Annotated in this window: 29 protein-coding genes; 19 read left to right on the forward strand and 10 right to left on the reverse strand. The window is 46.7% G+C overall.

The window, feature by feature from the left end; genetic code table 11:
* The first annotated feature begins 30 nt into the window (after window positions 1–30).
* Window positions 31–723: a deoxynucleoside kinase gene (locus HP398_RS28250; RefSeq protein WP_017247810.1), complete on the forward strand. Its 693-nt coding sequence runs from the start codon at window positions 31–33 to the stop codon at window positions 721–723.
* Window positions 724–792: 69 nt separating this feature from the next.
* Here HP398_RS28250 and HP398_RS28255 read toward each other — a convergent pair whose 3' ends face one another.
* Complete coding sequence (locus HP398_RS28255; RefSeq protein WP_017247811.1) at window positions 793–1,383, reverse strand: TetR/AcrR family transcriptional regulator; 591 nt, start codon at window positions 1,381–1,383, stop codon at window positions 793–795.
* Between the two features lie 33 nt (window positions 1,384–1,416).
* Window positions 1,417–1,842, reverse strand: a complete 426-nt coding sequence (locus HP398_RS28260; protein ID WP_017247812.1) for a VOC family protein — start codon at window positions 1,840–1,842, stop codon at window positions 1,417–1,419.
* A 176-nt stretch (window positions 1,843–2,018) separates the two neighbouring features.
* Between HP398_RS28260 and HP398_RS28265 the strand changes: the two genes are divergently transcribed.
* From HP398_RS28265 to HP398_RS28295, 7 genes are all read left to right on the forward strand, one after another.
* Complete coding sequence (locus tag HP398_RS28265) at window positions 2,019–2,756, forward strand: class I SAM-dependent methyltransferase (RefSeq protein WP_017247813.1); 738 nt, start codon at window positions 2,019–2,021, stop codon at window positions 2,754–2,756.
* A gap of 76 nt (window positions 2,757–2,832) precedes the next feature.
* Window positions 2,833–3,117 (forward strand): 4a-hydroxytetrahydrobiopterin dehydratase, encoded by a 285-nt coding sequence (locus HP398_RS28270; RefSeq protein ID WP_017247814.1) that lies wholly within the window; start codon window positions 2,833–2,835, stop codon window positions 3,115–3,117.
* 111 nt (window positions 3,118–3,228) lie between these two features.
* A complete protein-coding gene (locus HP398_RS28275; protein ID WP_017247815.1) occupies window positions 3,229–3,549 on the forward strand; it encodes a hypothetical protein in 321 nt (106 codons plus the stop codon).
* Window positions 3,546–4,310 (forward strand): DUF3109 family protein, encoded by a 765-nt coding sequence (locus HP398_RS28280; protein ID WP_017247816.1) that lies wholly within the window; start codon window positions 3,546–3,548, stop codon window positions 4,308–4,310. Before HP398_RS28275 ends, HP398_RS28280 begins: the two co-directional genes overlap by 4 nt.
* Window positions 4,311–4,366: 56 nt before the next feature.
* A complete protein-coding gene (locus HP398_RS28285; protein ID WP_017247817.1) occupies window positions 4,367–4,876 on the forward strand; it encodes an acyl-CoA thioesterase in 510 nt (169 codons plus the stop codon).
* Between the two features lie 76 nt (window positions 4,877–4,952).
* A complete protein-coding gene (locus HP398_RS28290; RefSeq protein ID WP_173624276.1) occupies window positions 4,953–5,873 on the forward strand; it encodes an aldo/keto reductase in 921 nt (306 codons plus the stop codon).
* 14 nt (window positions 5,874–5,887) lie between these two features.
* A complete protein-coding gene (locus HP398_RS28295) occupies window positions 5,888–6,184 on the forward strand; it encodes an RNA polymerase alpha subunit C-terminal domain-containing protein (RefSeq protein ID WP_173624277.1) in 297 nt (98 codons plus the stop codon).
* A 61-nt stretch (window positions 6,185–6,245) separates the two neighbouring features.
* On the opposite strand, the gene HP398_RS28300 is transcribed toward HP398_RS28295, so the two are convergent.
* The 4 genes from HP398_RS28300 to HP398_RS28315 all read right to left on the reverse strand — a co-directional run bounded on the left by HP398_RS28300 (window position 6,246) and on the right by HP398_RS28315 (window position 9,270).
* A complete protein-coding gene (locus HP398_RS28300) occupies window positions 6,246–6,686 on the reverse strand; it encodes a thiol-disulfide oxidoreductase DCC family protein (protein ID WP_017247820.1) in 441 nt (146 codons plus the stop codon).
* Window positions 6,687–6,764: 78 nt separating this feature from the next.
* Entirely contained in the window at window positions 6,765–8,279 is a 1,515-nt protein-coding gene (hutH, locus tag HP398_RS28305; RefSeq protein WP_173624278.1) for a histidine ammonia-lyase, read from the reverse strand.
* Between the two features lie 334 nt (window positions 8,280–8,613).
* Window positions 8,614–8,799 carry a hypothetical protein gene (locus HP398_RS28310; protein ID WP_017247822.1) on the reverse strand — a complete coding sequence of 62 codons (186 nt, stop codon included), beginning with the start codon at window positions 8,797–8,799 and terminating at the stop codon, window positions 8,614–8,616.
* A gap of 6 nt (window positions 8,800–8,805) precedes the next feature.
* Entirely contained in the window at window positions 8,806–9,270 is a 465-nt protein-coding gene (locus HP398_RS28315) for a hypothetical protein (RefSeq protein ID WP_254476424.1), read from the reverse strand.
* A gap of 215 nt (window positions 9,271–9,485) precedes the next feature.
* Between HP398_RS28315 and HP398_RS28320 the strand changes: the two genes are divergently transcribed.
* Window positions 9,486–9,743: a hypothetical protein gene (locus HP398_RS28320; protein ID WP_017247823.1), complete on the forward strand. Its 258-nt coding sequence runs from the start codon at window positions 9,486–9,488 to the stop codon at window positions 9,741–9,743.
* Between the two features lie 23 nt (window positions 9,744–9,766).
* Here the strand turns inward: HP398_RS28320 and uvsE are convergent, their stop codons facing one another.
* Entirely contained in the window at window positions 9,767–10,693 is a 927-nt protein-coding gene (uvsE, locus tag HP398_RS28325) for a UV DNA damage repair endonuclease UvsE (protein WP_173624280.1), read from the reverse strand.
* Between the two features lie 217 nt (window positions 10,694–10,910).
* On the opposite strand from uvsE, the gene HP398_RS28330 reads away from it, so the two are divergent.
* The 9 genes from HP398_RS28330 (at window position 10,911) to HP398_RS28370 (ending at window position 20,153) form a co-directional block, all read left to right on the forward strand.
* Window positions 10,911–13,301: an EAL domain-containing protein gene (locus HP398_RS28330; protein ID WP_254476425.1), complete on the forward strand. Its 2,391-nt coding sequence runs from the start codon at window positions 10,911–10,913 to the stop codon at window positions 13,299–13,301.
* A 145-nt stretch (window positions 13,302–13,446) separates the two neighbouring features.
* Window positions 13,447–13,596: a hypothetical protein gene (locus HP398_RS28335; protein WP_017247826.1), complete on the forward strand. Its 150-nt coding sequence runs from the start codon at window positions 13,447–13,449 to the stop codon at window positions 13,594–13,596.
* 4 nt (window positions 13,597–13,600) lie between these two features.
* Window positions 13,601–15,133, forward strand: a complete 1,533-nt coding sequence (locus HP398_RS28340) for an amino acid permease (protein ID WP_017247827.1) — start codon at window positions 13,601–13,603, stop codon at window positions 15,131–15,133.
* Window positions 15,134–15,276: 143 nt separating this feature from the next.
* Window positions 15,277–15,738: a hypothetical protein gene (locus tag HP398_RS28345; protein ID WP_173624282.1), complete on the forward strand. Its 462-nt coding sequence runs from the start codon at window positions 15,277–15,279 to the stop codon at window positions 15,736–15,738.
* Window positions 15,739–16,014: 276 nt separating this feature from the next.
* Complete coding sequence (locus HP398_RS28350; RefSeq protein WP_017247829.1) at window positions 16,015–17,190, forward strand: amidohydrolase; 1,176 nt, start codon at window positions 16,015–16,017, stop codon at window positions 17,188–17,190.
* Between the two features lie 27 nt (window positions 17,191–17,217).
* Complete coding sequence (locus HP398_RS28355) at window positions 17,218–18,048, forward strand: DUF3100 domain-containing protein (protein WP_017247830.1); 831 nt, start codon at window positions 17,218–17,220, stop codon at window positions 18,046–18,048.
* Window positions 18,045–18,482: a hypothetical protein gene (locus HP398_RS28360; protein WP_017247831.1), complete on the forward strand. Its 438-nt coding sequence runs from the start codon at window positions 18,045–18,047 to the stop codon at window positions 18,480–18,482. Before HP398_RS28355 ends, HP398_RS28360 begins: the two co-directional genes overlap by 4 nt.
* Window positions 18,483–18,575: 93 nt before the next feature.
* A complete protein-coding gene (locus HP398_RS28365) occupies window positions 18,576–19,364 on the forward strand; it encodes an ABC transporter ATP-binding protein (protein WP_173624283.1) in 789 nt (262 codons plus the stop codon).
* 99 nt (window positions 19,365–19,463) lie between these two features.
* Complete coding sequence (locus HP398_RS28370) at window positions 19,464–20,153, forward strand: MBL fold metallo-hydrolase (RefSeq protein WP_017247833.1); 690 nt, start codon at window positions 19,464–19,466, stop codon at window positions 20,151–20,153.
* 58 nt (window positions 20,154–20,211) lie between these two features.
* Here the strand turns inward: HP398_RS28370 and HP398_RS28375 are convergent, their stop codons facing one another.
* The 3 genes from HP398_RS28375 to HP398_RS28385 form a co-directional block, all read right to left on the reverse strand.
* A complete protein-coding gene (locus HP398_RS28375) occupies window positions 20,212–20,865 on the reverse strand; it encodes a SurA N-terminal domain-containing protein (RefSeq protein WP_026043010.1) in 654 nt (217 codons plus the stop codon).
* A gap of 108 nt (window positions 20,866–20,973) precedes the next feature.
* Window positions 20,974–21,660 carry a tetratricopeptide repeat protein gene (locus HP398_RS28380; protein ID WP_017247834.1) on the reverse strand — a complete coding sequence of 229 codons (687 nt, stop codon included), beginning with the start codon at window positions 21,658–21,660 and terminating at the stop codon, window positions 20,974–20,976.
* Window positions 21,661–21,740: 80 nt separating this feature from the next.
* Window positions 21,741–23,699 carry a beta-propeller domain-containing protein gene (locus HP398_RS28385; protein WP_173624284.1) on the reverse strand — a complete coding sequence of 653 codons (1,959 nt, stop codon included), beginning with the start codon at window positions 23,697–23,699 and terminating at the stop codon, window positions 21,741–21,743.
* 182 nt (window positions 23,700–23,881) lie between these two features.
* Between HP398_RS28385 and HP398_RS28390 the strand changes: the two genes are divergently transcribed.
* Window positions 23,882–25,417 carry a fumarate hydratase gene (locus HP398_RS28390; RefSeq protein ID WP_173624285.1) on the forward strand — a complete coding sequence of 512 codons (1,536 nt, stop codon included), beginning with the start codon at window positions 23,882–23,884 and terminating at the stop codon, window positions 25,415–25,417.
* The last annotated feature ends 30 nt before the right edge of the window (window positions 25,418–25,447 follow it).

Genomic DNA, 25,447 nt, shown 5'->3' on the forward strand with positions numbered 1-25,447 from the left:
AAGTAAGCATGGGGATAAGGAGTTGCGTACATGTCGAGGTTTCAAAACAGCACGCTTCGTGAAAAATACGGGATACCGAGCAACGCAGTGATTACGATCGGGGGGACAGTAGGGGTAGGAAAATCCACCTTTACGCATGCCTTGGCAGATCAGCTCGGATTTCGTGTGTCCGTAGAAAAGGTTGATAATAACCCGTATTTGGGCCGTTACTATAACGATTTATCGCGTTGGGGCTTCCATTTGCAAATTTTCTTTTTGGCAGAACGCTTTAAGGAACAAAAACGGATGTTTGATTATGGCGGCGGCTTTGTCCAAGATCGCTCCATTTATGAGGATACCGGGATTTTTGCCCGTATGCTGTACGAGCAAGGCAACATGACAGAAGAAGATTACCGCACTTATACAGAACTTTTTGAAGCGATGGTCATGACGCCTTACTTCCCGCATCCGGATATTTTGATCTACTTAGAGGGAAGCTTCGATGATATTATTGACCGCGTAAAAGAGCGCGGGCGTCCGATGGAGCAACAAACGCCAGTAGATTACTGGCAGGATTTGTTTGGTCGCTATGATAGCTGGATTGCCTCCTTTACTTCCTGTCCGATTTTGCGGGTCAATATCAACGAATACGATGTTGTGGATGACCCATCCTCGGTAGAAAGCATTATTGCTCGGGCTGCTGAAAAAATTCGAATTGGACGAGCTACCCGCTTTTCATCATAAAAACCCTTTACAATAACAGAGCACCCCTGCATTTTGCCGGTAAGAGGCGGAAGCAGGGGTGCTTTGTTTTTATTTGGTGCGATATCCTTCCAAGAGTAGGGTTATCGCTGCTGAAATTTCCTCAAGGGACTTTTCGTGATCAGGCGTCTCCGAAATCCAGAGCACCGCTTCGTTCATCGCACCAGACAGCAAATGCGTCAGAGCATCGATAGAAACGGGTCGTAGGTATCCTTGCTCCTGCATCGTTTGAAGCTGCTCCCTGAGATGCCGCATGGAGTTTTCCTCGTCCATTCGGCGCCACGTTTCCCACCCGATGACAGAAGGGCCATCGATAAGCAAAATCCGCTTGTTGCGATGTTCGACGGCTGAGGAGACAAAGGCCAGGCAACCCAAGATCAATTGTTGCCAAAGATCCTCACTTTTCGCAGCTTCAGCTTCTACGCGCTCTCCGATTTCTTGTTGGACAGAAGCCAATACTGCCTCAAATAATCCTTCTTTGCTCCCAAAGTTATGGTACAGTGCGCCACGGGTCACCCCGGCTTGTTTCACGATGTCTTCCATGGCGGCATCCGCGTAGCCTTGCCTGGAGAACATCTCTCTTGCCACTTCGATCAGTTTTTGCATCGTCTGCTGTTTTTGCTCTGCTTTGGACATCTTCATGCTATGCGATCTCCTTACTTATTTCATGCCAGATTATACAGGGTCAACATAACTTTCAGCAAATGCTTCAGAGGGCGGGATTACTTTTATGATATCAAGTAAAATGCCGTTCGGATCGGATGTAATAAAATGCCGCTGACCAAATTCTTCGTCTTTTATGTCGAGATGGAGAGGAAGACCTGCTTTCACTATAAGTCTTTCGTATTCAGCATCAACATCATCGACTTCGAAATTAAGGATAAGACCACCTTCTACTGGCTTTCGGAAATCCTGTGGAATCGTGTTGTGTGAAGGATCTAAGATGGCTAGCTCAAATGCCGGAGTGCTGCTCTGATTTTGCAAGCTCACATACCAGTCTGCTTCGAAAACCATTTCAAATCCAAAGTGCTCGCGATAAAACTTCGAGCTAGCCGCAACTTGTTCTGTCAAAATGACAGGATAAAAGCTGTTCACTTTCATTATGGATCTCTCCCTCACAAGTGGATGACGTCAATTTAACATACATACAGTATGTATGTAAAGTAATTTCTATATTTTTCAACAAAGCTTTCGTACACTTTGCCACACGCAAATCGGCTACGGATAAACCCCGCTGTGGTATAATAAGAACATCTTGGAATTAAAGGGGCTCAGACATGGCAGAAGAATGGTTTGAACGCAGCTTTCGCGAAGATTATGTGCTTGTGTATCGTCATAGGGACGATTCGGCAGCAGATGGAGAGATCGCTAATCTGTTGGAAAGATTGCCGGTAAAGGACACAGGACGCGTACTTGATCTTTGCTGCGGGAGCGGGCGTCATTCGCGTGCGCTGGCTCGCCGGGGGTATGAAGTAGTTGGTGTGGATTTGTCGCCTGTTCTTTTACAGTTAGCCGAGGAACAAAACACCTATCCACAGCTAAGTTTTGCCCGCTGTGACATGCGCGACATTCCGTTTCGCGAAGAATTTGATATCGTGGTGAATTTGTTTACCAGCTTTGGTTATTTCTCCACAGATGAAGAAAATGCTAACGTTATTCGTAACATGGCACAAGCACTCAAAACAAAAGGTGAAGTGGTCATCGATTTCTTAAATGCAGCGTACGTCATCGATAATCTCGTGCCGCACTCTACGAAGGAAGTCAGTGGGATGTTGATTAAAGAAGAACGCTGGATCCAGGATGGGTTTGTGAAAAAGCGGATACTGATTTCCGACGAGTCGTCGAATGAACCGCGTGAGTATATGGAGCAGGTTCGCTTGTTTTCTGCCCAGCAAATGATTGCGATGCTGACAGAGGCTGGATTCGAAAAAATTCAAGTATTTGGAAATTATCAATTTGAAGAATATGTGGCGGATGAATCACCTCGTATGATTTTTTATGCCGTAAAGCAATAGGGTGCGGATAACCTGTACGTCTCGTGAATATGATGGTGTAACAACCATTCATCGGGTAAAAGGGGGCATTGCTAAAATGAGCAAGCTGTCTTTAGAACAGGTCAAATTGTATCTGAGCAAAGTACCTGGCTGGAAGCTGGTAGAAGACCGAATGGCACTATCACGCACATACCACTGTCGTGACTTTTCCACTGCGATCAGTTTCGTCAACCGTGTGGCAGAGATGCTTGAGCATGACAATCAGCACGTGGAAATTCATTTGGCAGGTGGAACGGTCACGTTTATGTTAGCCACCCGCGAGGCAAAAGGTTTAACCGGTAAAGATTTTGCGTTAGCCCAGACCATTAGCAAAGTAAGCTAACAGGCAGAAGAGAAATAGCCGCTTCCCACAGCGAAGCGGTATTTCTTTTTGGCTTTTTAAGAGCTACTTTGTTATGATGGGCAGTATGAACCATTTCGGAGGGATTACAAGATGGACATTCAGCAACACGAGCAATTGATTCAACTGTTGGCGGAGTATAAAAATCAAAAGGCTTCCGTAGCTTTTACCCAATGGGATACTGATAGTGAAGAAGAGGAAGAGGTAACACAATTCCAAGCCGAGCTCCTCGAAGTCAAGCTGACTGACAACGAATTTGAGGAAAAAGATCTCCTGCTCGTGTTTACGACAGCAGAGGGAGAAGAAATGGAAATCCTGATGGAAATTCCAGGTGATGAAGTGGATTTGGCTAGCTATGAGGAAGGCCATTTGCGTATTTTTGGAACAGAATCGGAGATTGTTTTGCAAAAATGAAAACGAAGCGAGCTTTTCGTTATGTAGGTACGCCCGATCCCATGTCTGATAAAGAGGCGTACCACTGCGAAAAATATATAAAGAAAAACAAGCATTCCTTGGTGAGAGCGGGACAATATTTGGTTGATGTTACAGCCCTCCAGGCCTTGTTTCACTTGGACTGTTGGAATTGCAGGACGGTTCATCGCGAGACCTGCTGTGAGGGTGGACAGCCTTACGCCGTAGAAGAGTGGCAGATTCCAATCATGGAGGGGGAGATCCCCTCTATCTCTGCTGGACTCCAAGATAGGTCTGAACGCAATCATTGGCTTCTTCATGGGGTTTGGGATCGTAATGAGCCGCCAGGAACTATTCGCATGCGACATGGCAATTGTTTGTTTTATCAAGAAAACAATGGGCGCTACGGCTGTGCGATTCATGCTTATGCCGAGCAGGCTGGTCGTGAAGTTGAGCCGCTCAAGCCATTTAGCTGTCAACTGTATCCAATCGATTTGATTGATACAGGGGAAGGGATCCTGCTAACGGCGGTTACCAACGAAACGTCCTCCTTTTCCAGATGGGGTACGGATTATTTGGAGCAGTTTTACTGTGCCAGTCCGGCCCGCCGAAAGCTTGCCACGCACATAGATGACAAGTTGTTTGCTTTAGACGGCTATCGCCCAGCCTATGAGTGGAATCTCCCTTTGTTACGTTACATTTTGCAAGAAGATGCAGAAAGAATAGAAGGCATGCTTGCGAGCAGCTATCAATTGGAACGTTGAATGCCTTGTGATATGATGATGTATGCATCAAGTAGATTGATAAAGGAGCAACAGCGATGAACGTCAAGACAACTCAAGAATCTCGTACAATTCAGGCATCACTGGTTCAGCCATCTGATACGAATTACCATGGAACTATTTTTGGTGGTACGATGATGGCTTATATAGATGAGGTAGCTGCAATCGCTGCGATGCGACATTCGCGTCGCCCTGTTGTGACAGCATCAATTGACTCGATTGACTTTCTTGCTCCCGTCAAAATGGGGCATTCTATCTGCCTGGAAGCGTTTGTTTCGTCAACAGGTAGAACATCTATGGAGATTTTCGTAAAAGTCATCTCGGAAAATCTCCAGACCGGCAAGCGCATTTTGACCGCGACATCATTTCTCACCTTTGTTGCCCTAGATGAGGAAGGGAATCCGACTGATGTGCCAGCCATTGCCCCTGAAACAGAGGAAGAAGAGAGATTGATGGCAACTGCGGATGAGCGCAAGAAAATGCGCAAAGAACGAAAAGGGAATCTGCAAGATTTTGTGAGTCAATTGAACATCGAGAAAATCATATAATTTTTTTTAGTCTTCACCCTGAACGAACATTCGTTCAGGGGATTCTCGTTTATCCATAATGAGGAGGAATCGGGCAATGAAGTACCGCAGATTAGGAAAAACGGATCTGAACGTATCCGTAATTGGTGTAGGTACGTGGCAATTTGGCGGGGAGTGGGGAATGGATTTCTCGCAAGAAGCTGTTGACCAGATTCTCGACAAAGCAAAAGATCTCGGCATCAACTTGATTGATACAGCGGAATGCTACGGAGATCATCTGTCCGAACAGCTTATCGGAGGATATTTGAAAAAAAGCCGCCGGGAAGACTGGATTGTGGCGACGAAATTCGGGCATCATTTTCATGACAAATTTTCTCGAACCAATCATTACGGAGCAAGTGAAGTTCAGCAGCAATTAGAAAAATCGCTGCAAGCCTTGCAAACCGACTATATTGACTTGTACCAATTCCACTCGGGACCTGACGAGGCATTTGATAATGATGGCTTGTGGACTTACCTCGACAAACAGGTGCAGGCAGGAACGATCCGTCATCTCGGCCTCTCGATTGCGAAAAACGACAACATGCATCAAACATCTGCCGCTACTTCGGTGAATGCAAAAGCAATCCAAGTGGTGTACAATCGTTTGGATCAAAAGCCGGAAGAAGCTGTTTTTGCTTCTTGCCAGCAGCAAGATTTGGGTGTGCTGGCGCGCGTTCCGTTGGCGAGTGGTTATTTGAGCGGAAAGTATAAGCCGGGTTCTGTATTCGGTGGAAACGATGTGCGACATCGACACGATCAGGAGCATGTCAACAAGCTGTTGCTCCAAGTAGAAGAAATCAAGAAAAATGAAGTTCCAGAAGGAATGAATATGGCGCAATGGGCATTGGCGTGGTGCCTCAAGCATCCGGCAGTCACCACTGTGATCCCAGGCAGCAAGAGTCCATCACAGGTAGAGGCAAATGCCAAAGCGGCTGACTATGTGAGCGATGAGCATCCACTAGCGACGTCGAAATAAAAAGGATATGTGCCATGACAACTTCCAAAAAAACGGTAAGGACTTGCGCGAATGGTCATTCATACATGAAAAGCAGTGATTGTCCGACTTGTCCACTCTGTGAGCAAGAACGCAAACCGGACACAGGATTTCTTTCTCTGCTCTCGGCACCAGCTAGAAGGGTTCTGGAACAAAATGGAATCAAAACTTTGGAACAGCTCGCTAGTTACAGCGAAAAAGAGATCCTGAAATTTCATGGGATGGGGCCAGCATCTATGCCGAAACTTCGGACAGCATTGAACGAAAAGGGATTGTCATTCAAGAACGAATAATTGGGCACAGCGAATAAAAAAAGGAGGAGCCGCGGTAGGACAGCGACTTCTCCTTTTCCTTTTAATCTAAAAAGCGGGATCTGATCTGTGGGGTAGGAAGCATGCATTGTTCTGCTTTGCCCATCCACCGATAGCGATTTCTCGCGACCCAATCATAAATCGGATTGCGGACAGGTCTCGGGATGAGCCGAGCTACGTTTGACAGCAGAGGCCATCCACCTTGAAGCTTGCGGCCAACATGCAAGATCGCATCCGATTTTGTATATAGCTGTCCGTTGGCGATAAAGACCACGGATGACATGTCTTTTTCCTGATAGTTGTAATGAGACAAAATTTCCTGCGCTCTCTGTGACTGCAAGGAAGCAAAGTGAATGTGTCCATGCGGATCACGCTTCAAAATAAACTGCACAGCACCGTGGCACAGATGACAAACCCCATCAAACAGCAACAGGTACTCAGGATGGTCCAGTTCTCTGCCTGCTTTCATGAGACAGCCCTCCATACATCTAGTGGTTTGACTACATGCTTATCCTTAGCTCCATTCTAGCAGAGAAAGACAATGGTTCCTATACACGAACGATTATTCCGTTACAAATGCGAGTGTGCCTTGTTGGATCAGCTCTTCTGCCTTTACGAGATCAGGATGCATTTCTCGGTCTTCATGCAGGCGGGGAATCACCCGACGCAATTGCTCATAGGCTCGCGCTGTACCTGTCCCGAGATCTCCCGAGCCAAAATCGATAGCTTGAGCTGCTGCCAAATATTCAATGGCAAGCACCTTGGTGACATTCGATACGATTGTACGAAGCTTGCGAGCAGAAGTCGTTCCCATGCTGACATGGTCCTCCTGATTGGCAGATGACGGAATCGAATCGACTGATGCGGGATGGCAGAGCACTTTGTTTTCAGAAACGATGGAAGCGGCTACATATTGTGTAATCATAAATCCAGAATGGAGTCCGCCATTTTCGGTTAAGAATCCGGGAAGACCACTTAGCTGCGGATTGACAAGACGTTCTGTGCGTCTTTCGGAAATATTTGCAAGCTCAGCCATGGCAATGGCAAGAAAATCAGCTGCGAATGCCATTGGCTGACCATGGAAATTTCCGCCGGAGATAACGTCGCCTGTTTCTGTAAAAAGGATAGGGTTATCAGTGACGCTATTGCATTCGCGTGTAACCGTGGTCCATACATACTCCAGCGTATCACGAGTTGCACCATGTACTTGAGGGAGGCAACGAAGGCTATATGGATCTTGGACACGTAGCTCACCCTGCGCAGTTGTACGTTTGCTGCCGGATAAGTGCTGGAGCAAGCGCTTTGCTGATTCCTGCTGTCCTGGATGCGGGCGGACGAGATGGAGCTGGGGATCAAAGGCTTTTGGAATTCCGCGCAGCGCTTCAATCGTCATGGCCGCAATCAATTCAGCGCTTTCAAGCAGAACTCGCGAATCATACAAGGCGAGGCAAAGCTGTGCAGTCATTGCCTGTGTACCGTTAATCAGAGCCAGACCTTCTTTTGCCTCCAGTCGAATTGGGGAGAGACCTACTTCACTCAGTGCTTCTTTTCCGGATAGTCGCTTGCCATTGACGAGCGCTTCACCTTTGCCGAGCATAACCAGTACCATATGAGCGAGAGGGGCTAAGTCGCCGCTTGCACCAAGGGAACCTTGTTGAGGAATAATCGGATGAACCCCTCGATTGCATAGTTCTACAAGCTGAAGCAATGTCTCTTCCCGAATTCCCGAATAACCCTTTGCTAACGCATTGATGCGTAAAGCCATCATCGCACGGACAACTTCAACGGCATAAGGGTCCCCCATCCCGCAAGCATGACTCATAATCAAATTTTCTTGCAGCTTGCTTACGTCCTCATCGTGGATCATGACATCGGAGAATTTTCCGAAGCCAGTGGTGATTCCGTATACGACTTCCTGCTGCGATACCATTCTCTCCACCATGGCACGTGAGTCACGAACACGATTCAATGCTTCTTCGGTCAATTGGATGTGGGTGGCGCTTCTTGCGATGGAAACAACATCTTCGATACGTAATTGATCCCCATCTACTTTTACAACATTTGCTTGCTGATTCATCTGTAATTTCCTCCTTTAGCAGAGCAGAGAACGAAAAGAGCGAGGGGTTAGGATATCATATCCTAACCCCTCGCTCGAGAGCATGTATGTGATTGGATGAAAACGTGCAAGCCTGCATTCGTGGCGGCATACGTTCTTCCTCACTTTCGTTCATGTGCAACTGTCTGATTATTTTAGCTATTGCTATCATTGTATCAAATGCCTACGTGCAGTCAAGATGATCTTGTCACGGCGACTTCCCTAGAGTGTAAAAAACGGGCTTAGTCCTTTTTTTCAAACTGGGCGAGAGTCGTCTCTCGAGTTGGATAAATGTCATACCATGTACTGTGTTATTTCATCCGAAAGGACGTGTAGTTTCCGTGGAAAAGCGACGTAAGATGCCGCCTATGCCTACCGCACTCCCAAGGCGTCCTAAAGAAATGCCGAAACCGCCTTCTTCAGCGATGCCATTGCCGTCTCCATCGATGCCGTCACCTATGAAGCCTTCTCCTGAAAAGCCCAAGTCGGAAAGTCCAATCAATCCGAATCATTCTATTCCTGCGCGCCCAATGCCGCAAAAACCGATCATGCCTGCTCCCAATCTGGCTAACCCGAACGTGCCGAACGTAATGCCGCCAAATCGGATGCCAGCGAATCCAATGCCACCAAATCTCAAGCCGCCAAATCCAATGCCGCCAAATCCGATGCCACCAAACCTCAAACCGTCGAATCCAATGCCAATGCCACCGAACCGGATGCCGGCAAACCCTATGCCGGCAAACCCTATGCCTAACGCTTCACCGAATGTCAGGCCAAATGAGAGCCCAAACATGAGGCCAAATGTAAGACCCAATGTGAGACCAAACGTGCGACCGAATGAGAGTCCAAACATGAGACCGAATGTCAGGCCGAACGTCCGGCCAAACGAAAGTCCAAACATGAGGCCAAATGTCGGACCGAACGTAAGGCCGAATGTCAGACCAAATGTGCGGCCGAATGAAAGTCCAAACATGATGCCAAATCTAAGACCGAATATCAGACCAAATATTAGACCGAATGAAAGTCCAAACATGATGCCAAATCTAAGACCAAATATTAGACCAAATATTAGACCGAATGTCAGGCCGAATGCGCGACCGAATGAGAACATAGGAAGGGATCTGGAGCTGTACCTGTTTAAATTCCAGTTCCATATGGACCGGATGCAGTATTTCCACCACAAATGCGATGAGCATCGTGAAAATCGCCGCAAATACATGGAATACCGCAGACATTACAAACATCATGAACGGAGAATGCATCATTATCATGACCGTTGCCAATTATGGAATGACGGTAGCAGTTCCTTTGGTCGAGGCTCATCATCTTCGAGTGGCGGTAGCTCTTCCTCCGGATACAATTGCCGACAGAGAAGGGGTCATAGACGAGGGCGTGGGTGTGACTGCGGATGTTCATTTTGAACGCACGAGGAAGGACGCCAGCTAATTAAGCGGCGTCCTTTTCCATACTCAATTCGTAAATGCTTCAACAGCGACTCCTTTTTTCTTTAACTCGCGCCTTAAAGTAAGCAAGGCATCATCTTTGTTTTTGCATTCCAATATGATGTCCACATTGTAATCCGCCAGCGCACTGACAAATGTCAGGAACGCCTCGGGATCAATATCGTCTGCATGAGCGCGAAAGTCATTTGCTGACTTAGGCGAGGACATGTGCATCTTCGGTGTGCGCTCTCCCCAGGTTTGAATAATGCGTGGAAGGAATTCCGCCCAATCTTCGCCATCAGAATGGCAGTTGTGATGGTGAATATCGAGCACCATCGGCACACCGATCCGTTCGCACAGCTCCAGTACCTCGCGCATGGTAAAAGACATGTCATCGTTTTCCACGACTAAGCGACGTTTGACGTTTTCAGGAAGCAGCTCGAAGTTGGATGCAAAACGATCGAGAGAAGAGGCTTTGTCTTCGTATACTCCTCCCACGTGCGTCACCAAGACGGAATTATCGTCGAGCCCCAGTAAATCAAACACTTTTGCATGGTAGGAAAAATCAGCAATCGTCGATTCCAGCACAGAAGGCTTGTCGCTGTTCAATATGCTGTAATGTCCGGGATGAGCTGTCAAACGAATGCCATGATTGCGGATATATTTCCCTGCTTTTTGGAAGTCCCATGCGAATTCTTTTGCCCAATCCCATTCAGCTGCAACTGGATGAGTAGCGAGTGGAACAAATTCAGAAGGAAGTCGATACAAAAAGATATGATTTTCAACATTATAAGCAAGCAAATCCATTAAATTGAAAAAGTTTGCCTGCATAACTTGCCGCAGCTTTTTTAACCGAGCTTGGGGATCTAATTTATTTACTTGGGCAACCGTCGTTTTTTTGTTTGGATTGTTCTTCGTCTTTACACTGATGCAGGCATAGCCCATACGGATCAAGGAAATCTCCCTCCTTTGCAGCAGCATTCCTTTGTAGTATCTCCAAAAGGGGAACGTCGTCGGCTTCTTGCCAGAGAATTATAAAACGGATAAGATGGGAGAATGTCACAGGTACGCCAATTAACTTTCCGTGAAAGCGCGGACGTTCCTTGTGAGTAAACTTCGGTAGAGGTTTTTGAAGGAGAATGTAATGAATAGTCTTGACCAATCCTATAGTATGACTCTGGTTTTTCTCTCCTATTTTATTTCAGCAATGGCGTCATACACAGCATTAGATCTAGGCGCACGTCTCCATTTTGCAAAAGGCAGGGGACGTGTGTTTTGGTTATGTGCTGGAGCCGTCTCCATGGGGCTTGGTATTTGGGCTATGCATTTTGTTGCCATGCTTGCCTTGCATCTTCCGATTGCCGTCCAATATGATAACCTGATTGTATTTTTCTCGATTGTTTTGGCCGTTTTATCATCAGCGCTTACATTATGGATCGTGAGCGAGCAGTCCATGTCCAAAACGAGGGTAGTAACAGGATCGGTTGTCATTGGGTCTGGTATCGCCGGAATGCATTATACAGGGATGGCAGCGATGATGATGAACGCCATTATTCTGTACGATTGGCTATGGTTTACCATATCTATTTTCGTTGCCATCTTGGTTTCGATGGTTGCGTTGATTCTTACGTTTCAATTGCGTTCGGTGGACCCAGTAAAAGGTCTCTGGCGTAAAATTATTGCAGGGCTGTTGATGGGGGCAGCCATTACCGGTATGCATTACATTGGTATGTACGCCACCACATTCGTCGCTCACGAGCACATGACAATCGCAGTGATCTCGCATGATGATTCGGGCCTGATCGCTACTATGATTGGCATTGTCATCGTAATGATTCTGGTCGTGACATTGGCTTCTGTATACGTGGACAAGCAATTCGCAGGGAAGAGCTTGCGCGTGCTAGAAAGTGATCAACGCTATAAATCGCTATTTGAGCACAATTACGACGGGGTGATCTTTTACTCGATCGATGGTAGCCAAAGCGTCATGAATCCTGCGGCAATGCGATTGACAAAGGAACGGAGCTTGCCTCTCGAAAAATTAATGAAGATGTGTGCTTCTAAAGATGCCGAGCTCATATCGACAAACTTTACAAATGCAGTGCAAGGTGAGGCGCACAACTACGAGATCACCTTGACCACGAGCGAGGGTCGTCAGCTTCATCTGAACATGACCCATACCCCCGTGTTTGTCGATCAGCAGATTACGGGTGTCTTTATGATTGTGAGAGACATTACCAATAAGAAAGAATACGAGACAAAAATCAATTATCTCGCTTTTCACGATTCGTTGACTGGTTTGCCGAATCGCCGTTTTGTCGAACAGCAACTGGATCAGGCGATCATGGAGGCACAAAAAAAGGATCAGCAAGTATACGTGTTGTTTCTGGATCTCGACCATTTCAAGCTGGTAAACGATTCCTTGGGGCATGATTTTGGTGACCTGTTACTTCAGGAAGCCTCCTTGCGTTTGCAGGATTGTGTGGGCAAAAAAGGAACGGTGAGCAGGCTTGGCGGAGACGAATTCATGGTGATTCTAACGGATGTCATGGAAAAAGAAGTTTCATCCATAGCGAATGAAATCAACCAAAGGATTGAACAGGCATTTTTTATCCATGGGCACGAGCTGTACATAACGACGAGTATCGGGATTTCTCGATATCCAGAAGATGGGCAAGACAGAGGTGTCTTGATGCGTAATGCAGATGCGGCAATGTATGCAGCCAAAGACAAAGGGAAGAACAGTTTCCACCTGTACGTACCGAATCTGGAACAAGCAGTGAATGACAAAATGAATATTCAAAATGAATTGAATCGCGCTTTGGCTAGGAAAGAATTTTTATTGCATTACCAGCCACAGGTATGTGCCAAATCAGGCGCAATCGTTGGTGTAGAAGCGTTGATTCGTTGGAATCATCCTGAACGAGGATTGCTTTTGCCAGACCAATTCATCTCTGTAGCAGAAGAAACCGGGTTGATCGTACCGATTGGAGAATGGGTGCTGCGGACGGCCTGCAAACAGAACAAACAATGGCAAGAGCAGGGACTCATGTCGCTTCGGGTAGCCGTTAATCTATCTGCGCGTCAATTTCTCAAACAAGACTTTACCCAGATGGTCGCTGAGATTCTACACCAGACAGGGTTGGCACCGGAATACTTGGAGCTGGAAATCACAGAAAGCAGCATGATCGACGTCCAACGCGCCACACAGGCATTGAAGGAACTGAAGCAATTAGGGGTGCACGTTGCGATTGACGATTTTGGAACGGGCTACAGTTCTCTCTACTATCTGAAAGAATTTCCGTTGAATCGTTTGAAAATAGATCGCTCGTTTGTGCGCGACATGATCGGACACCCTTCCAATCAGGCCATCGTATCCACGATTATTTCCATGGCGCATCATTTGCAACTGCGTGTGATCGCGGAAGGGGTCGAGACAAAGGAGGAGCTTGCGTTTTTGCAGGAGCATCTGTGTGAAGAAGTTCAAGGCTATTTATTCAGCAGACCGTTATCGAGTGAAGACGTAGCCTTTTATTTGCAAGCCCAAAAAGGCGCTAGTTAAACAAGAGGAGCAGCTCTCATGAGTTGCTCTTTTGTTTTGCATTTGCCAGCCAAATGAGGTGGTATAGCTGTCAAATTGGCACGTAAAATGTACTATTCCTGCTAACTTGTCAAGGAATTGCATCTAGGACGAAAGGAGGGAGAGAATGCTGGCTCTAGGTGTCGTCTTATTGCTGTTTACCATTGGAGTTGCGATTGCCATTGGGTATCGGGCAAACGAAAGCGTCCGGCAATTTGATGAAAGCGCGCATGAAAGCTTTATCGGTTCCCAAGCAGAGAAGGGAAGGGAGGGATAACGAAATGCGGCAGGAAAAAGAACAGCAATTACTCGAGGACAAGAGAGACCTGAACAAGTTTGGTTATGCGCAGGAATTACTGAGGGATATGGGTGGCTTTTCGAACTTTGCGATCTCATTTTCGATTATCTCTATTTTGACAGGTGCAGTATCCTTGTACGGGCACGGATTACTGTATGGCGGTTCTGGCATGATGGGCTTCGGATGGACCTTGGTAGCGTTATTTGTCATCCTGATTGCAGCATCGATGTCTGAACTCGCATCAGCGATCCCTACAGCTGGAGCGCTGTATCACTGGGCAGCCATTTTAGGTAGCAAACGGTGGGGGTGGTACACAGCGTGGATCAATCTCATTGGCCAAATCGGGATAGTCGCAGGTATTGACTATTCGTTCTCTTTGTTTGCGGACCCACTGCTAGCGAGTGCGTTTGGTTATACCTCAACAGAAACAACCACGTTAATCCTGTTCGGGATCACACTCCTTTTGCACGGTACGTTTAACCACATTGGAATTCGACTCGTGGCCCGGTTAAATGACTTCTCCGCTTGGTACCATATTGGCGTCGTCGTCATACTCGTCGGAAGTCTCGTCTTTTTTTCCCGTCATGATTTGCAACCGCTTGATTACCTCTTTCAGGTCGGTCAAACCTTTTCTGACAAGCCGTACGCGATTGCTTTTTTAATTGGGTTGTTACAAGCGCAGTGGACGTTTACTGGCTATGATGCATCTGCGCATACGATTGAAGAAACGATTAATCCGCGGGTTCGTGCTGCTTGGGGGATTTATACGTCTGTGGCCTTTTCCTTTATTTTTGGATTTATCATGCTTGCTTTTGTCACCTTATCCATCAAAAACGCAGCGGCTGCGAGTGAAGCGGAAAATGCATTTATTTACGTGATTAGCGAGGCATTAGGAGGTACATTTGGTTCAGTGGTGTTGTGGCTGGTTACCTTTGCGATGTGGTTCTGTGGCTTGGCGTCCATTACTTCCTTCTCGCGAATGTTGTATGCGTTTTCACGTGACAAAGGAATGCCGTGGAGCCACCAGTGGGCGGAAATATCGACCAAGTACAGAACGCCAGCAAAAGCAATTTGGCTGGTTATCATTCTTTCCTTTGCGCTTGCCTTGTTCGATTACATCGTGAAAAGCATCAATCCGAATACGACGTATACCACTTTGGCATTTCTTACGGCGGTAAGTGTCGTTGGGCTTTATGTCGCCTACGGAATCCCCTTGTACCTCAAGCTCCGGGCGGAATCGCGAGGACTATTTCAACGGAAGCATTACGGTCCCTGGCATTTGGGGAACTGGAGTAAACCCATTAATGTGCTGAGCTTGATTTGGATCCTCTTCATCTCGATTATGATGGTGATTCCACCCAATCAAACAGCTGGGTATGCCTTGATAGCCATGTTTTTGGTGCTTCTGATCATGGATTTGGCTTATTACCGGAAGCATTTCAAAGGCCCGCAAGCTGCGCTGGGCAATTCGGAGGAAGACATTAAACGTCAGGAAGCGAAATTTCGGGACTCCTAATGGAAAAGAAGTTGGCAGAGCCTCCCTTATGTCAGTATTGGCATAAGGGCTTTTTTTCGTAGAAGGTGATTTTGCATAACGAATGGCAGAGGACGAAAAGCTAACAGTAGGAAGGAAATAGAAATACATATGGGAGGAACGCGATGAAAAGAATGAGATGGGTGTTGCTTGCAATGGGAATCGCGCTGATGGCTCACGCAACGACGAGTTTGGTTCCACAGGTGAGTGGATATGGCGGATATGTGCGTGAAGGAAATACCTCGAATCGGTATGAAGTCGCGGGTATTACAAATGCAGGCGCATTCGAATCCTTTTATGGAAAACTTCAAGAGGCGGTCAAAAAAAATGACAAGACAGAAGTAGCCAAGCATATCAGGTATCCACTGCGTGTGAACAAAGACGGAAAAAGCCATTTTATCCGAGATGAACAGCAATTTTTGGAAGAGTATGATCGAATCATGACGGGGAAGGTAAAGGAAGCGTTTTTACAGCAAAAGGTAACAGATACGTTTGTCAATGATCAAGGCGTGATGGTAGGGAATGGAGAAATGTGGCTGGGACAATTTTCGAATCGCTTTGTCGTTTTTGCAGTAAATGTAGAATAGGACAAGGGCTTTTCTCTAGAAAAGCTCCCACTCTAACAGAGCAAATGTTTTTATTGTTACAAATAGTATATTTTACATGGACATTATCGGTGGAAAATTCTAAAATAACAAATAAATAGACAGTTACAGATGTAGATTCGACAGCTTTGTCCTTGTGGAATGGACATTTGTTATTTTCATCGTTCCGTGATAGAATTCACAAAACGATATTTTTTTTAGTTAAACTTAACTGATTCGGAAGATTTTGAGGAAGAAAGCAGAAAAAGGAGTGATCGTGTGAGTTTGGAAACGAAGAAATGGGCGGATGAAGTAGCTGAGCAGGTAGTCTCATGGCGAAGATATCTCCATCAGCATCCAGAATTGTCGTTTGAAGAGGAGAAGACGTCTCAATTTATTTACGAAACGTTGGAATCTTTCGGGAATTTAGAGCTTTCGCGGCCAACTAAAACGAGTGTCGTCGCTCGACTGATCGGATCACAGCCAGGAAAAGTTCTTGGCATTCGTGCTGACATTGATGCGCTCCCCATCCATGAAGAAAATGATGTGCCATATGCATCAGGAAAAGCTGGCGTGATGCACGCGTGCGGACATGACGGTCATACAGCGATGCTGTTGGGAGCCGCAAAAATTTTGTCCCAGTACAAGGATCAAATTAAAGGCGAGGTTCGTTTCTTCTTCCAGCATGCCGAGGAGCTGCCGCCAGGTGGTGCTGCTGAAATCGTAAGAGCTGGTGCAGCAGACGGACTGGATTCGATTATCGGCATTCATTTGGCATCGTACATGCCTGTCGGGAAATTCGGTGTACTTTACGGGGCACTTACTTCATCGACAGATCGCTTCGATATCAAGATTCAAGGCAAAGGCGGGCACTCCTCGCAACCGGAAGCATCGGTTGACCCGATCGTCATTGGGGCACAGGTTATTACTGGCCTGCAACAAATTGTATCCCGCAATGTCAGTGCGTTGGACAAGGTCGTTATTTCGGTGACGATGCTGAATGCAGGGACAGCTTATAACATCATTCCGGATTCGATGACACTGACAGGCTCCACGCGATGTTTCGATGCGGAGATTCGCAAAAATATTCCGATGTGGATTGAACGAATTGTCAAAGGAATTACGGAAGCGCATGGCGCAAGTTATGAATTGACGTTCTCACATGGCTACACATCGGTTGTCAACGACAAGCAGGTGACGAAGCTGATGGAGGATACGATCCGCGAGCGTTGGGGAGAAGAAGAGATTATTTACATTGATCCTTTGATGCCGGGTGAAGATTTCTCTGAGTATTTGAAAAAAGCTCCAGGCTGTTTTATTCAATTGGGTGCTGGCAATCCAGACAAAGGCTTTACGTATCCGCACCATCATCCACGTTTTGATTTTGATGAGGATGCAATGGTACGCGGCGTGGAATTGTTTGTTCGGGCAGCTCAAAAAGTCGTCATGGAGTAGAGCGAGATAGAGTGAGGGGGATGTTGTATGGCAGAGGGACGCGTCAATGAGTACAAGCTGCATTTTATCGTACTTGTTCTCGTCGCATTGACAGAATTTATCGGGACAAAGAAAATCAGTATTGGCATCGGGGTTATCGCTCTGTTTCCGATGCTCTACGCCCTTGTTTTAGGCGGGGCAATCAGCTGGCCAAAGTTTAAATTTTTGAGCGAAAAAGAAATGAACGTCGCAGCCAATATTTTGGGTGTTTCGTTCTTGATCTTTATTGCGAAGCTGGGAGCCAATATCGGTCCTGAGCTGCCTAAGCTACTTGGTTCTGGTGTATCTTTGATTGTTCAAGAGATGGGACACATTGTAGGGACAATCGCATTTGGTTTGCCAGTCGCATTGTGGCTGGGTCTGAAGCGTGAAGCAATTGGGGCTACTTATTCTCTCGACCGTGAGCCAAACTTGGCGATTATCGTGGAAAAGTTTGGAGCAAACTCTGCCGAAGCTCGCGGCGCGTTGGGCGTATATATTTGCGGAACCTTGTTTGGTGCCATTTATATGTCAATTCTTGCAAGTATTTTAGGAAGCAGTGGGTTGTTTCACCCGATTTCTCTGGCGATGGGAGCCGCGGTTGGTTCCGGTAGTATGATGGCAGCAGCAACAGGCTCATTGGCTGTCATTTTCCCAGAAGCGCAAAAAGACATTGCCTTTTATTCTGGAGCGGCAAACTTGATGATGAGTATCGTCGGAACGTACGTATGTATCTTCTTCTCCTTGCCGGTCACACAAAAGCTGTACGCATGGCTTGAGCCTATTATTGGGCGCAAAGGTGCTTCTTCTGCAGCAGAAGGGGGGAGAAAAAGCGCATGAATCAAATCTTGACGATTTTTATCATTGGCTTCATTGCACTCATCGGTAACTGGATCGGTTATAAAGTACCATTCATGGAATCTTTGCCAGGTATTTTGCTCTTGGCGGTCATTACGTTAATCGGAATGGGCTTCACTCGCATTCTACCGTTCAAATCTCCCGTCATTGTATGGATCTCTTTGTTTGCGATGCTTGCGACATCCCCGTTTTTTCCAGGGAACGAATATACGGCTGCTGCGATTGCCAAGATCAATCTGCTCGCATTGGCCACGCCGATTCTCGCGTATGCAGGTCTATCACTCGGAAAAGACGTTCATCTATTCAAACAGCTTAGCTGGCGTATCGTAGTCGTGTCTCTCGTCGTCTTTACCGGCACGTTCCTCTTCGCTACGCTGTTTGCGGAGATTGTATTTAAGTTTCAAGGCAAATTTTAACGAAACTGTTTTTGTGTTAGGGCCTCCGTGTGCTTCCATATGCCATGGAGGTTCTTTTCACATACAACTGTGAGAGTCAGGAGTGGAGAGAGCATGATCATTGATGTGAGAAAGGTTACCTGGCAAAGGGATGAAACAACGATTCTGCGAGACATTGCCTGGCAAGTGCAAGACAAGGAGCATTGGTGTTTAGTCGGTTTAAACGGCTCTGGTAAAACCAGTCTGTTGAATATCATTTGTGGCTATGTGTGGCCGACAAAGGGAGAGGTCAGTGTATTAGGCAATCTTTACGGAACAGTCGACTTACGCGAGGTGCGCAAATCAATCGGCTGGGTAAGCACAGCACTGATGGCACAGCTTCACGAGCATGAAACCGCACTCCGTGTCGTCTTGAGTGGACGAGAAGCAACCATCGGCTTGTATTCCGTTCCAGAGGAGGCAGACGTAGAGAAAGCGTCGGATTTACTCGATACTTTTGGATGCCGTGCATTAAAAAACAGACGTTTTGCGGCTTTATCGCAAGGGGAGAGACAAAAAATACTGATTGCTCGTGCATTGATGGCTTCCCCTCGATTACTCATCCTAGACGAGCCTTGCACTGGACTGGACTTGCTTTCAAGAGAACAGCTGTTGGCCATGATCGAACAAATCGCCAAACAGCCAAACGGACCAACTCTCATTTATGTCACCCATCACATCGAAGAAATTTTGCCTTGCTTCACGCATACCTTGCTGCTAAAAGCGGGAGAAGTAGACCAGGCTGGAACAACAGATGAGGTCCTGACGGCAGAGCGTCTGACAAGCTTTTTCGGTGTACCTGTTCACATTCAACGCTCGCAAGGAAGATCTTGGGTAAGCTTAGGGGAAGAGGCGACAGTCTGATTGTGTCGGATAAGTTTGGGCACGAATCAGCACGGTTGTGCATGATTGTGTATAATAGCAATAAGAAATTGTATCTGGGAGGAGAGGAGAGATGGAGGCATGAACAATGTGATTGCACCAATCACAGACTCCACCTGGGCGATCATCACCTATGAGGAAGCGTGGAATAGCTTCGTAAACAGCTATGTGATCAAACAAGGGAATGCCTTTGTATTGATTGATTCTCACCAGCGCAAGCAACGCTCTTATTTTCAACAGGCGTTGGAAGAGATCGGGGTCAAGCCAGAGCGAACGGAATATGTCTACTTCACTCATCGACATGCTGATCATATTGGAAATGCCGATATGTTCCCTTCTCGAAACAATTGGATTCACCTCGACGATTATTACGGACTGGACGATTTTTCACAGACGCTATTCGGCCATACGTTTACAGGTAGTGGGGGAGATCTGCCTTCCCTGCGTTTCCGACAGCTTTCTTTTCATACAGAAGGCTCTGTTGCCTTCTTTGATCCCCAGACGAAAATTTGCTTTGTTGGCGATCATTTGTGCTTTGAAAACACAGAACTCGGTCAAATCGTTGGCGGAGAAGTGGACTGTCGGACAGCTTATCAAGAACACTTGAAGCAATGGGTAGCACGTGAACCAGAGCGAGCGGCGGAGTTTACGGAGGGCTTGGAGATTTTGCAGGATTGGCCCATTGAGTATTTAGCCACTGGTCATGGCCCTATTCTTCAAGGCGAAATTAAGGTGTTTTTGCAGGAACTCATTGCCATTGCACGTAGGTAATATGGATAAAAAAGACTTGTGCGCCTCAACAGGCTGACACAAGTCTTTTTTGTCCGATTTATTTTGAAGCAGGAAGTTCTGCTTTGTCCGTTTCTTTCTCTGTATCCTCTACTTTTTCAAATGCTTTGTCCAAAATTTGAACATTATGCTTTTTCTTCAATTCCTTGATCCACGTGCTCATGTTGGAGCGTTTGTTTTTATCTTTGACTTTCTCCGTTACCTTTGGACGTACTTCTTCCAACGTACCTTCGAGCTTTTCTTTGTTTTTCTCATAGTATTCCTTGATTTGCTCTTCCGTGATCGGGTAAGCTTTCTCGAACATCTTGTCCCTTAACAGGATCAAACGTGATCTCTCACGCAATTCATCTTCGGTAATTTCTTCTTCAGTCAAATACTCTTGGAATTTCTCAGGCCCCATTTTTTCTTTGATTGGGTTAATTTTTGCGTCCAGTTCCTGATCACTTACCGTGACTCCTTGTGCAACCGCTTCTTGTTTATATACTTCCTTTATGATGAGATCAGACATCACGCGTTTCCCAGCTTCTTTTTTCATAGCCTCGTATACTTGATCTTTGGAAATAGAGACTGTTCCTACTTTAGCCAGTGCCTCTGTAGAGGAAGAAGCAGAATCTTTTCCAGGTGTACAGCCCGCTACAGCGAGACCGAGTACAAGTGCTGAGACAGCAAGTATAGATACATTGAATTTTTTCATTAAAAATACCTCACTTTCATGATAGTTATACGACTGTGCATAGAGCAGCGTTACGGGGACAGGAAAATAAAAACCGCACACATAAAGCAATGTGCGGTCGTCAATCGATTAGCTGGCTTGTGTAGAGGCTTTTTTCCACTCTTCCAAGCGTTTTTCCAGTACGGTGTGATTCAGATGCAACAGACTGGCTGATTTGTCCATCAATTGCTTGAGATGGGAAAGGGCTCGCTCGTAATTTCCTTTGGCAGCTTCAATCTCTGCCAAGCAGAAGAGCTTCCAGTCTTTTGCCGATCGTTTGCTTGCGATCAGCTGGTAAGCTTCTATCGCACTCTCTACTTCACCCAGGCGGGCGTGTGAACAGGCAATAAGAGCTAAGGAATCAGTCATTCCCTGATCACGCTGGTAAATACGAAACGCCACTTCCAATGATTCGTTGTATCGTTCGGATGAATAGTAAACGATCGCCAGGTTGTAAAACAAGTAGTGAATCATCGCTTGATTGAATAACGTTGGTCGTTCTTTGCAAACGTTGATTCCTTGAACGATATATTTTTCGGCCATTTCATAATTGCCAAGCATGATCTCATGTGTTGATTTATCCAGCATAGCGACAGCACGGGAACGGTTCTTCCGATAGGAAGCCTCCAGCCAGCGCAATCGAATATTCAAACGCCGTTTGAATAGATTGGCCATGTACTGAAAGCGGAAGGGCCAGTGCAGGCGAAAAAACATAACCAACAGCACAGCCGCAATCCCTGCCAGCGTTGATGTCAAATTAAAACTCAAATACTCCACGTAGTGACACCCTCTCTATTTACGCTGCATCTATTACCCCATCTTAGCACAGAACCTGTCCGCATGACAGAGCATTACCGCTATTTCGTCAATGGCAAGATATTCTCTTTTTTGGGGGTAGAGAGCTGCTGTGTTTTGACGTAATCGTCAGAAACGGTATAGAGTGTGTCGCCAATCGTGAGTATCCGTTTAATGTTACTGGAGCTGTCGTACCAGCCTTCGCCTGCTTTCGCGACATCTTCCTTCGACAGATGGGTGATCTGATCTGTCAGTTGAAATCCTTTTTGCAGATCGAGCTGATATACATAGGCACCTTGGAAAGTAAAGTGGCCATACTCGCGCATATCGTTTTTGGCTTTTTGTTCAGCTGTCCGTTCGTGGACGGATACAGGAAAAGCTAGCAGATTTTTTTCTTTGGAGAACAGCAGAGCCTTGTGATTGCGCAATAGCTCGGAGTCTGTTCCTCTGTCCCCGATAACAGTCTTGAACTTTTCCTTCGGTTTCGTTACATCACTGACGTCAAAGAGGGCAATTTTCATCCCTTGGTAGTACGCCCAGTCTTTATCAGATTCTGCTTCTTTGCCAAAACCGATGATATGGTTTTCATCATACGGGTGTAAATAGTCGCTGTAACCTGGAATTTTGAGGGCACCTAGTACGCTTGGAGCAGAAGGCTTCTTCAGATCGAGAACAAACAGCGGGTCGACTTTTTTGAAGGTCACCATGTAGGCACGATCTCCCATGAAACGGACAGAGTAAATGCGTTCTCCTGGAGCGATGCCTTCCAGCTTGCCAAATACCTCGAGTTTGTTGTCGAGAACATACAAGTTGTTTTTTGACGTAAGCTCATCGTCTCGCCACATGTTCCCGCTCGTGGTGGCGATTCGGAAATAACCGTCGTTTTCATCCATAGAAAACTGGTTCAGAATGCGTCCAGGCACCGACCCTTTTCCCGTATACCGAATGTCTCCCTTGTTCATGGCAAAACGATAAATGGTTGTATCAGACTCGATGGGAGGTGCAATCAAAGGAGTTGTCGCTCCTTTTTGCTTAACCGCTACTGGCTGAGCACTGTTCTGGGTGACGGCTACATATAGATTTTTGGTGGATGCATAGATGTTCTCGCCAGCACCAAGATACGTATTCAATGACATCTTTTGTTTTGCATCATCCAGATTCACGCCGGCGACGATCAAATACTCTGGACGAAAGTGATCCGGGAAGTAACGAATCTCGCTGTAGGGAATGGTTTGGTATTGGTTATGATGGACGCTGTCTTTATACGTTGGACCTGGCACTTCTGCTTTCTCTTGCATAATACGATACGTATCCATGTAATGGTTGGCTGTCACGTACAAGCTCGCGCCGATTTTGCGGGACGACATGTACTGGCCTTCTAGCTCCAGTTGACGAATGAGCCGAGGCTGTTTTTTGTCCGTAATATCGTAGATCATGGTTTTCACGGATTGCATTCCTTGGTATCGGGGGATGCCTCTTTTGGAAGCAGGACCTGGAGGATAGGAGATGGTCTCATCCGCTTGCCCGATTACGATGAGTCTACGATCGTCTACGTACATTTCTTGTGGTACGAATTTTCCATTGTCATAGCTGATACGGCTTGCGACCTTCATCTCGGTGGCTGGATACGCTTTGATGATGCGTACTTCATTTTGCGTAGATTGATAAAGATAAGTTCCATCTGACTTTACGATATCTGCTTCATCGACGCCCTGCACTTGTGTGTTCGTTGTGGAAAAATCACCGCGAACAGCGCCACCGGAAGTGTCCGCTACTTTGTTGGCTGTGCTAGGTGCTGCTACTGGCATAGCGGCAGTCGTTTCCATGGTGGCGTAATGGTAGCTGTCCAGGTCTGATGACTGCATGAGCTTTTTTAGCTCCGCATAGGAACCGACTACTGGCAACTCTTCTGTAGATGCGGCTTGAACGGTTGGCTCCGCTACTGTACCTGTTGCGAACAGGAAGGGTATAGCGGTCACCACCATCATGGAGGCGAGAAGCCCGGCAAATGTTCTTTTCATTTTGATCCCCCTCATATCTGCTTCTTGCCAAAATTTGTTGTCGGTAATAAGACGAAGCACGATTACGGAATGTTTCACGCACTCTTTGGACAGCAATCTACGGACAGGTGGGGGAGCGTGTGCTATAATAATAGGCGGTTTATGCTACCATTTACACCACTACGTCAAAAGGGGCGTCATAGATGGAAAACTTGAAGCAAAGCATTCTGGAACTCATCACGGATACTTCTACGAATCTACCACCAGACGTGCGTCGTGCCGTCAATGCAGCTAAAGTGAAAGAGGATCTTGGCACTCGTGCAGCGCTGTCTTTGTCTACGATTGCGGAAAACGTCGTCATGGCAGAAGAAAATGTTTCTCCGATCTGTCAAGATACGGGGATGCCAACTTTCGAAGTAAGAACTCCGGTTGGAGTAAACCAGCTGATCATTAAACAAGCCATCAAAGAAATGATTGCAGAAGCAACCAAAACAGGTAAGCTGCGTTCCAACTCCGTAGATTCCTTGACGGGTGAAAATACAGGGGACAACCTCGGACCAGGTACTCCTGTCATTCACTTCGAGCAATGGGAAGAGGATGAAATCGAAATCAAGCTGATTCTCAAAGGCGGCGGCTGTGAGAACAAGAACATCCAATACTCCCTGCCCTGTGAGCTCGAAGGTCTGGGCAAAGTGGGCCGTAATCTGGATGGTATTCGCAAGTGCATTTTGCACGCAGTATACCAAGCACAAGGACAAGGCTGTAGTGCCGGCTTCATCGGCGTAGGAATCGGTGGCGATCGCACCTCCGGTTATGCACTGGCGAAGCATCAATTGTTCCGCAAAGTAGAAGATGTCAATCCAAACGCTGATTTGGCTGCATTGGAAGACTACATCATGGAAACCGCAAACCAACTCGGAATCGGAACGATGGGCTTTGGTGGAAACGCGACTCTGCTCGGCTGTAAAATCGGCGTGGAAAACCGCCTGCCAGCAAGCTTCTTCGTATCCGTTGCCTACAACTGCTGGGCCTTCCGACGTCAAGGTGTTCGCCTGAACCCGGAGACTGGCGAAATCCTTCGTTATCTGTATAAAGATGAAGAAGTGGCGATGGACTTGACGCCAGTAGCAGCTGCGGACGAAACAGACGATGAGCCTCGTGAAGTTGTTCTGCAAGCGCCGATCACGGAAGAACAAATCCGCAGCCTGAAAGTGGGCGATGTGGTTATCATCAACGGAGAAATGCACACAGGACGCGACGCGCTGCACAGCTACCTGATGGATCATGACTGTCCAGTGGACCTGAATGGTGGCATCATCTACCATTGCGGTCCAGTTATGATGAAGGATCATGAGGGTGAGTGGCATGTAAAAGCGGCTGGTCCGACGACTTCCATCCGTGAGGAGCCTTACCAAGGCGAAATCATCAAGAAATTCGGAATCCGCGCCGTTATCGGAAAAGGCGGAATGGGTGCAAAAACACTGAAAGCATTGAATGAGCATGGAGCTGTTTACCTCAATGCAATTGGTGGGGCAGCACAATACTACGCACGCTGCATCAAAAAAGTAAACGGTGTTGACTTCATGGAATTCGGTATTCCAGAAGCAATGTGGCACTTGAATGTAAAAGGCTTCGCGGCAATCGTAACGATGGATGCGCATGGCAACAGCTTGCATGCGGATGTCGAGAAAACGTCTGCAGAGAGACTGGCTCAATTTGCTGCACCTGTATTTAAATAAGGGATAAAAGGAAAACCTCTGGCGCACTTC

Origin of the sequence: Brevibacillus sp. HB1.4B (assembly GCF_013284285.1) — a bacterium.
Lineage (GTDB): Bacteria > Bacillota > Bacilli > Brevibacillales > Brevibacillaceae > Brevibacillus > Brevibacillus porteri.

Coding starts and splice junctions, on each gene's coding strand:
- HP398_RS28250 (WP_017247810.1), top strand. CDS start 31: ATGTCGAGGTTTCAAAACAGCACGCTTCGTGAAAAATACGGGATACCG.
- HP398_RS28255 (WP_017247811.1), bottom strand. CDS start 1,383: ATGAAGATGTCCAAAGCAGAGCAAAAACAGCAGACGATGCAAAAACTG.
- HP398_RS28260 (WP_017247812.1), bottom strand. CDS start 1,842: ATGAAAGTGAACAGCTTTTATCCTGTCATTTTGACAGAACAAGTTGCG.
- HP398_RS28265 (WP_017247813.1), top strand. CDS start 2,019: ATGGCAGAAGAATGGTTTGAACGCAGCTTTCGCGAAGATTATGTGCTT.
- HP398_RS28270 (WP_017247814.1), top strand. CDS start 2,833: ATGAGCAAGCTGTCTTTAGAACAGGTCAAATTGTATCTGAGCAAAGTA.
- HP398_RS28275 (WP_017247815.1), top strand. CDS start 3,229: ATGGACATTCAGCAACACGAGCAATTGATTCAACTGTTGGCGGAGTAT.
- HP398_RS28280 (WP_017247816.1), top strand. CDS start 3,546: ATGAAAACGAAGCGAGCTTTTCGTTATGTAGGTACGCCCGATCCCATG.
- HP398_RS28285 (WP_017247817.1), top strand. CDS start 4,367: ATGAACGTCAAGACAACTCAAGAATCTCGTACAATTCAGGCATCACTG.
- HP398_RS28290 (WP_173624276.1), top strand. CDS start 4,953: ATGAAGTACCGCAGATTAGGAAAAACGGATCTGAACGTATCCGTAATT.
- HP398_RS28295 (WP_173624277.1), top strand. CDS start 5,888: ATGACAACTTCCAAAAAAACGGTAAGGACTTGCGCGAATGGTCATTCA.
- HP398_RS28300 (WP_017247820.1), bottom strand. CDS start 6,686: ATGGAGGGCTGTCTCATGAAAGCAGGCAGAGAACTGGACCATCCTGAG.
- hutH (WP_173624278.1), bottom strand. CDS start 8,279: ATGAATCAGCAAGCAAATGTTGTAAAAGTAGATGGGGATCAATTACGT.
- HP398_RS28315 (WP_254476424.1), bottom strand. CDS start 9,270: ATGTTTGGACTTTCATTCGGCCGCACATTTGGTCTGACATTCGGCCTT.
- HP398_RS28320 (WP_017247823.1), top strand. CDS start 9,486: ATGAGCATCGTGAAAATCGCCGCAAATACATGGAATACCGCAGACATT.
- HP398_RS28330 (WP_254476425.1), top strand. CDS start 10,911: ATGACTCTGGTTTTTCTCTCCTATTTTATTTCAGCAATGGCGTCATAC.
- HP398_RS28335 (WP_017247826.1), top strand. CDS start 13,447: ATGCTGGCTCTAGGTGTCGTCTTATTGCTGTTTACCATTGGAGTTGCG.
- HP398_RS28340 (WP_017247827.1), top strand. CDS start 13,601: ATGCGGCAGGAAAAAGAACAGCAATTACTCGAGGACAAGAGAGACCTG.
- HP398_RS28345 (WP_173624282.1), top strand. CDS start 15,277: ATGAAAAGAATGAGATGGGTGTTGCTTGCAATGGGAATCGCGCTGATG.
- HP398_RS28355 (WP_017247830.1), top strand. CDS start 17,218: ATGGCAGAGGGACGCGTCAATGAGTACAAGCTGCATTTTATCGTACTT.
- HP398_RS28360 (WP_017247831.1), top strand. CDS start 18,045: ATGAATCAAATCTTGACGATTTTTATCATTGGCTTCATTGCACTCATC.
- HP398_RS28365 (WP_173624283.1), top strand. CDS start 18,576: ATGATCATTGATGTGAGAAAGGTTACCTGGCAAAGGGATGAAACAACG.
- HP398_RS28370 (WP_017247833.1), top strand. CDS start 19,464: ATGAACAATGTGATTGCACCAATCACAGACTCCACCTGGGCGATCATC.
- HP398_RS28375 (WP_026043010.1), bottom strand. CDS start 20,865: ATGAAAAAATTCAATGTATCTATACTTGCTGTCTCAGCACTTGTACTC.
- HP398_RS28385 (WP_173624284.1), bottom strand. CDS start 23,699: ATGAAAAGAACATTTGCCGGGCTTCTCGCCTCCATGATGGTGGTGACC.
- HP398_RS28390 (WP_173624285.1), top strand. CDS start 23,882: ATGGAAAACTTGAAGCAAAGCATTCTGGAACTCATCACGGATACTTCT.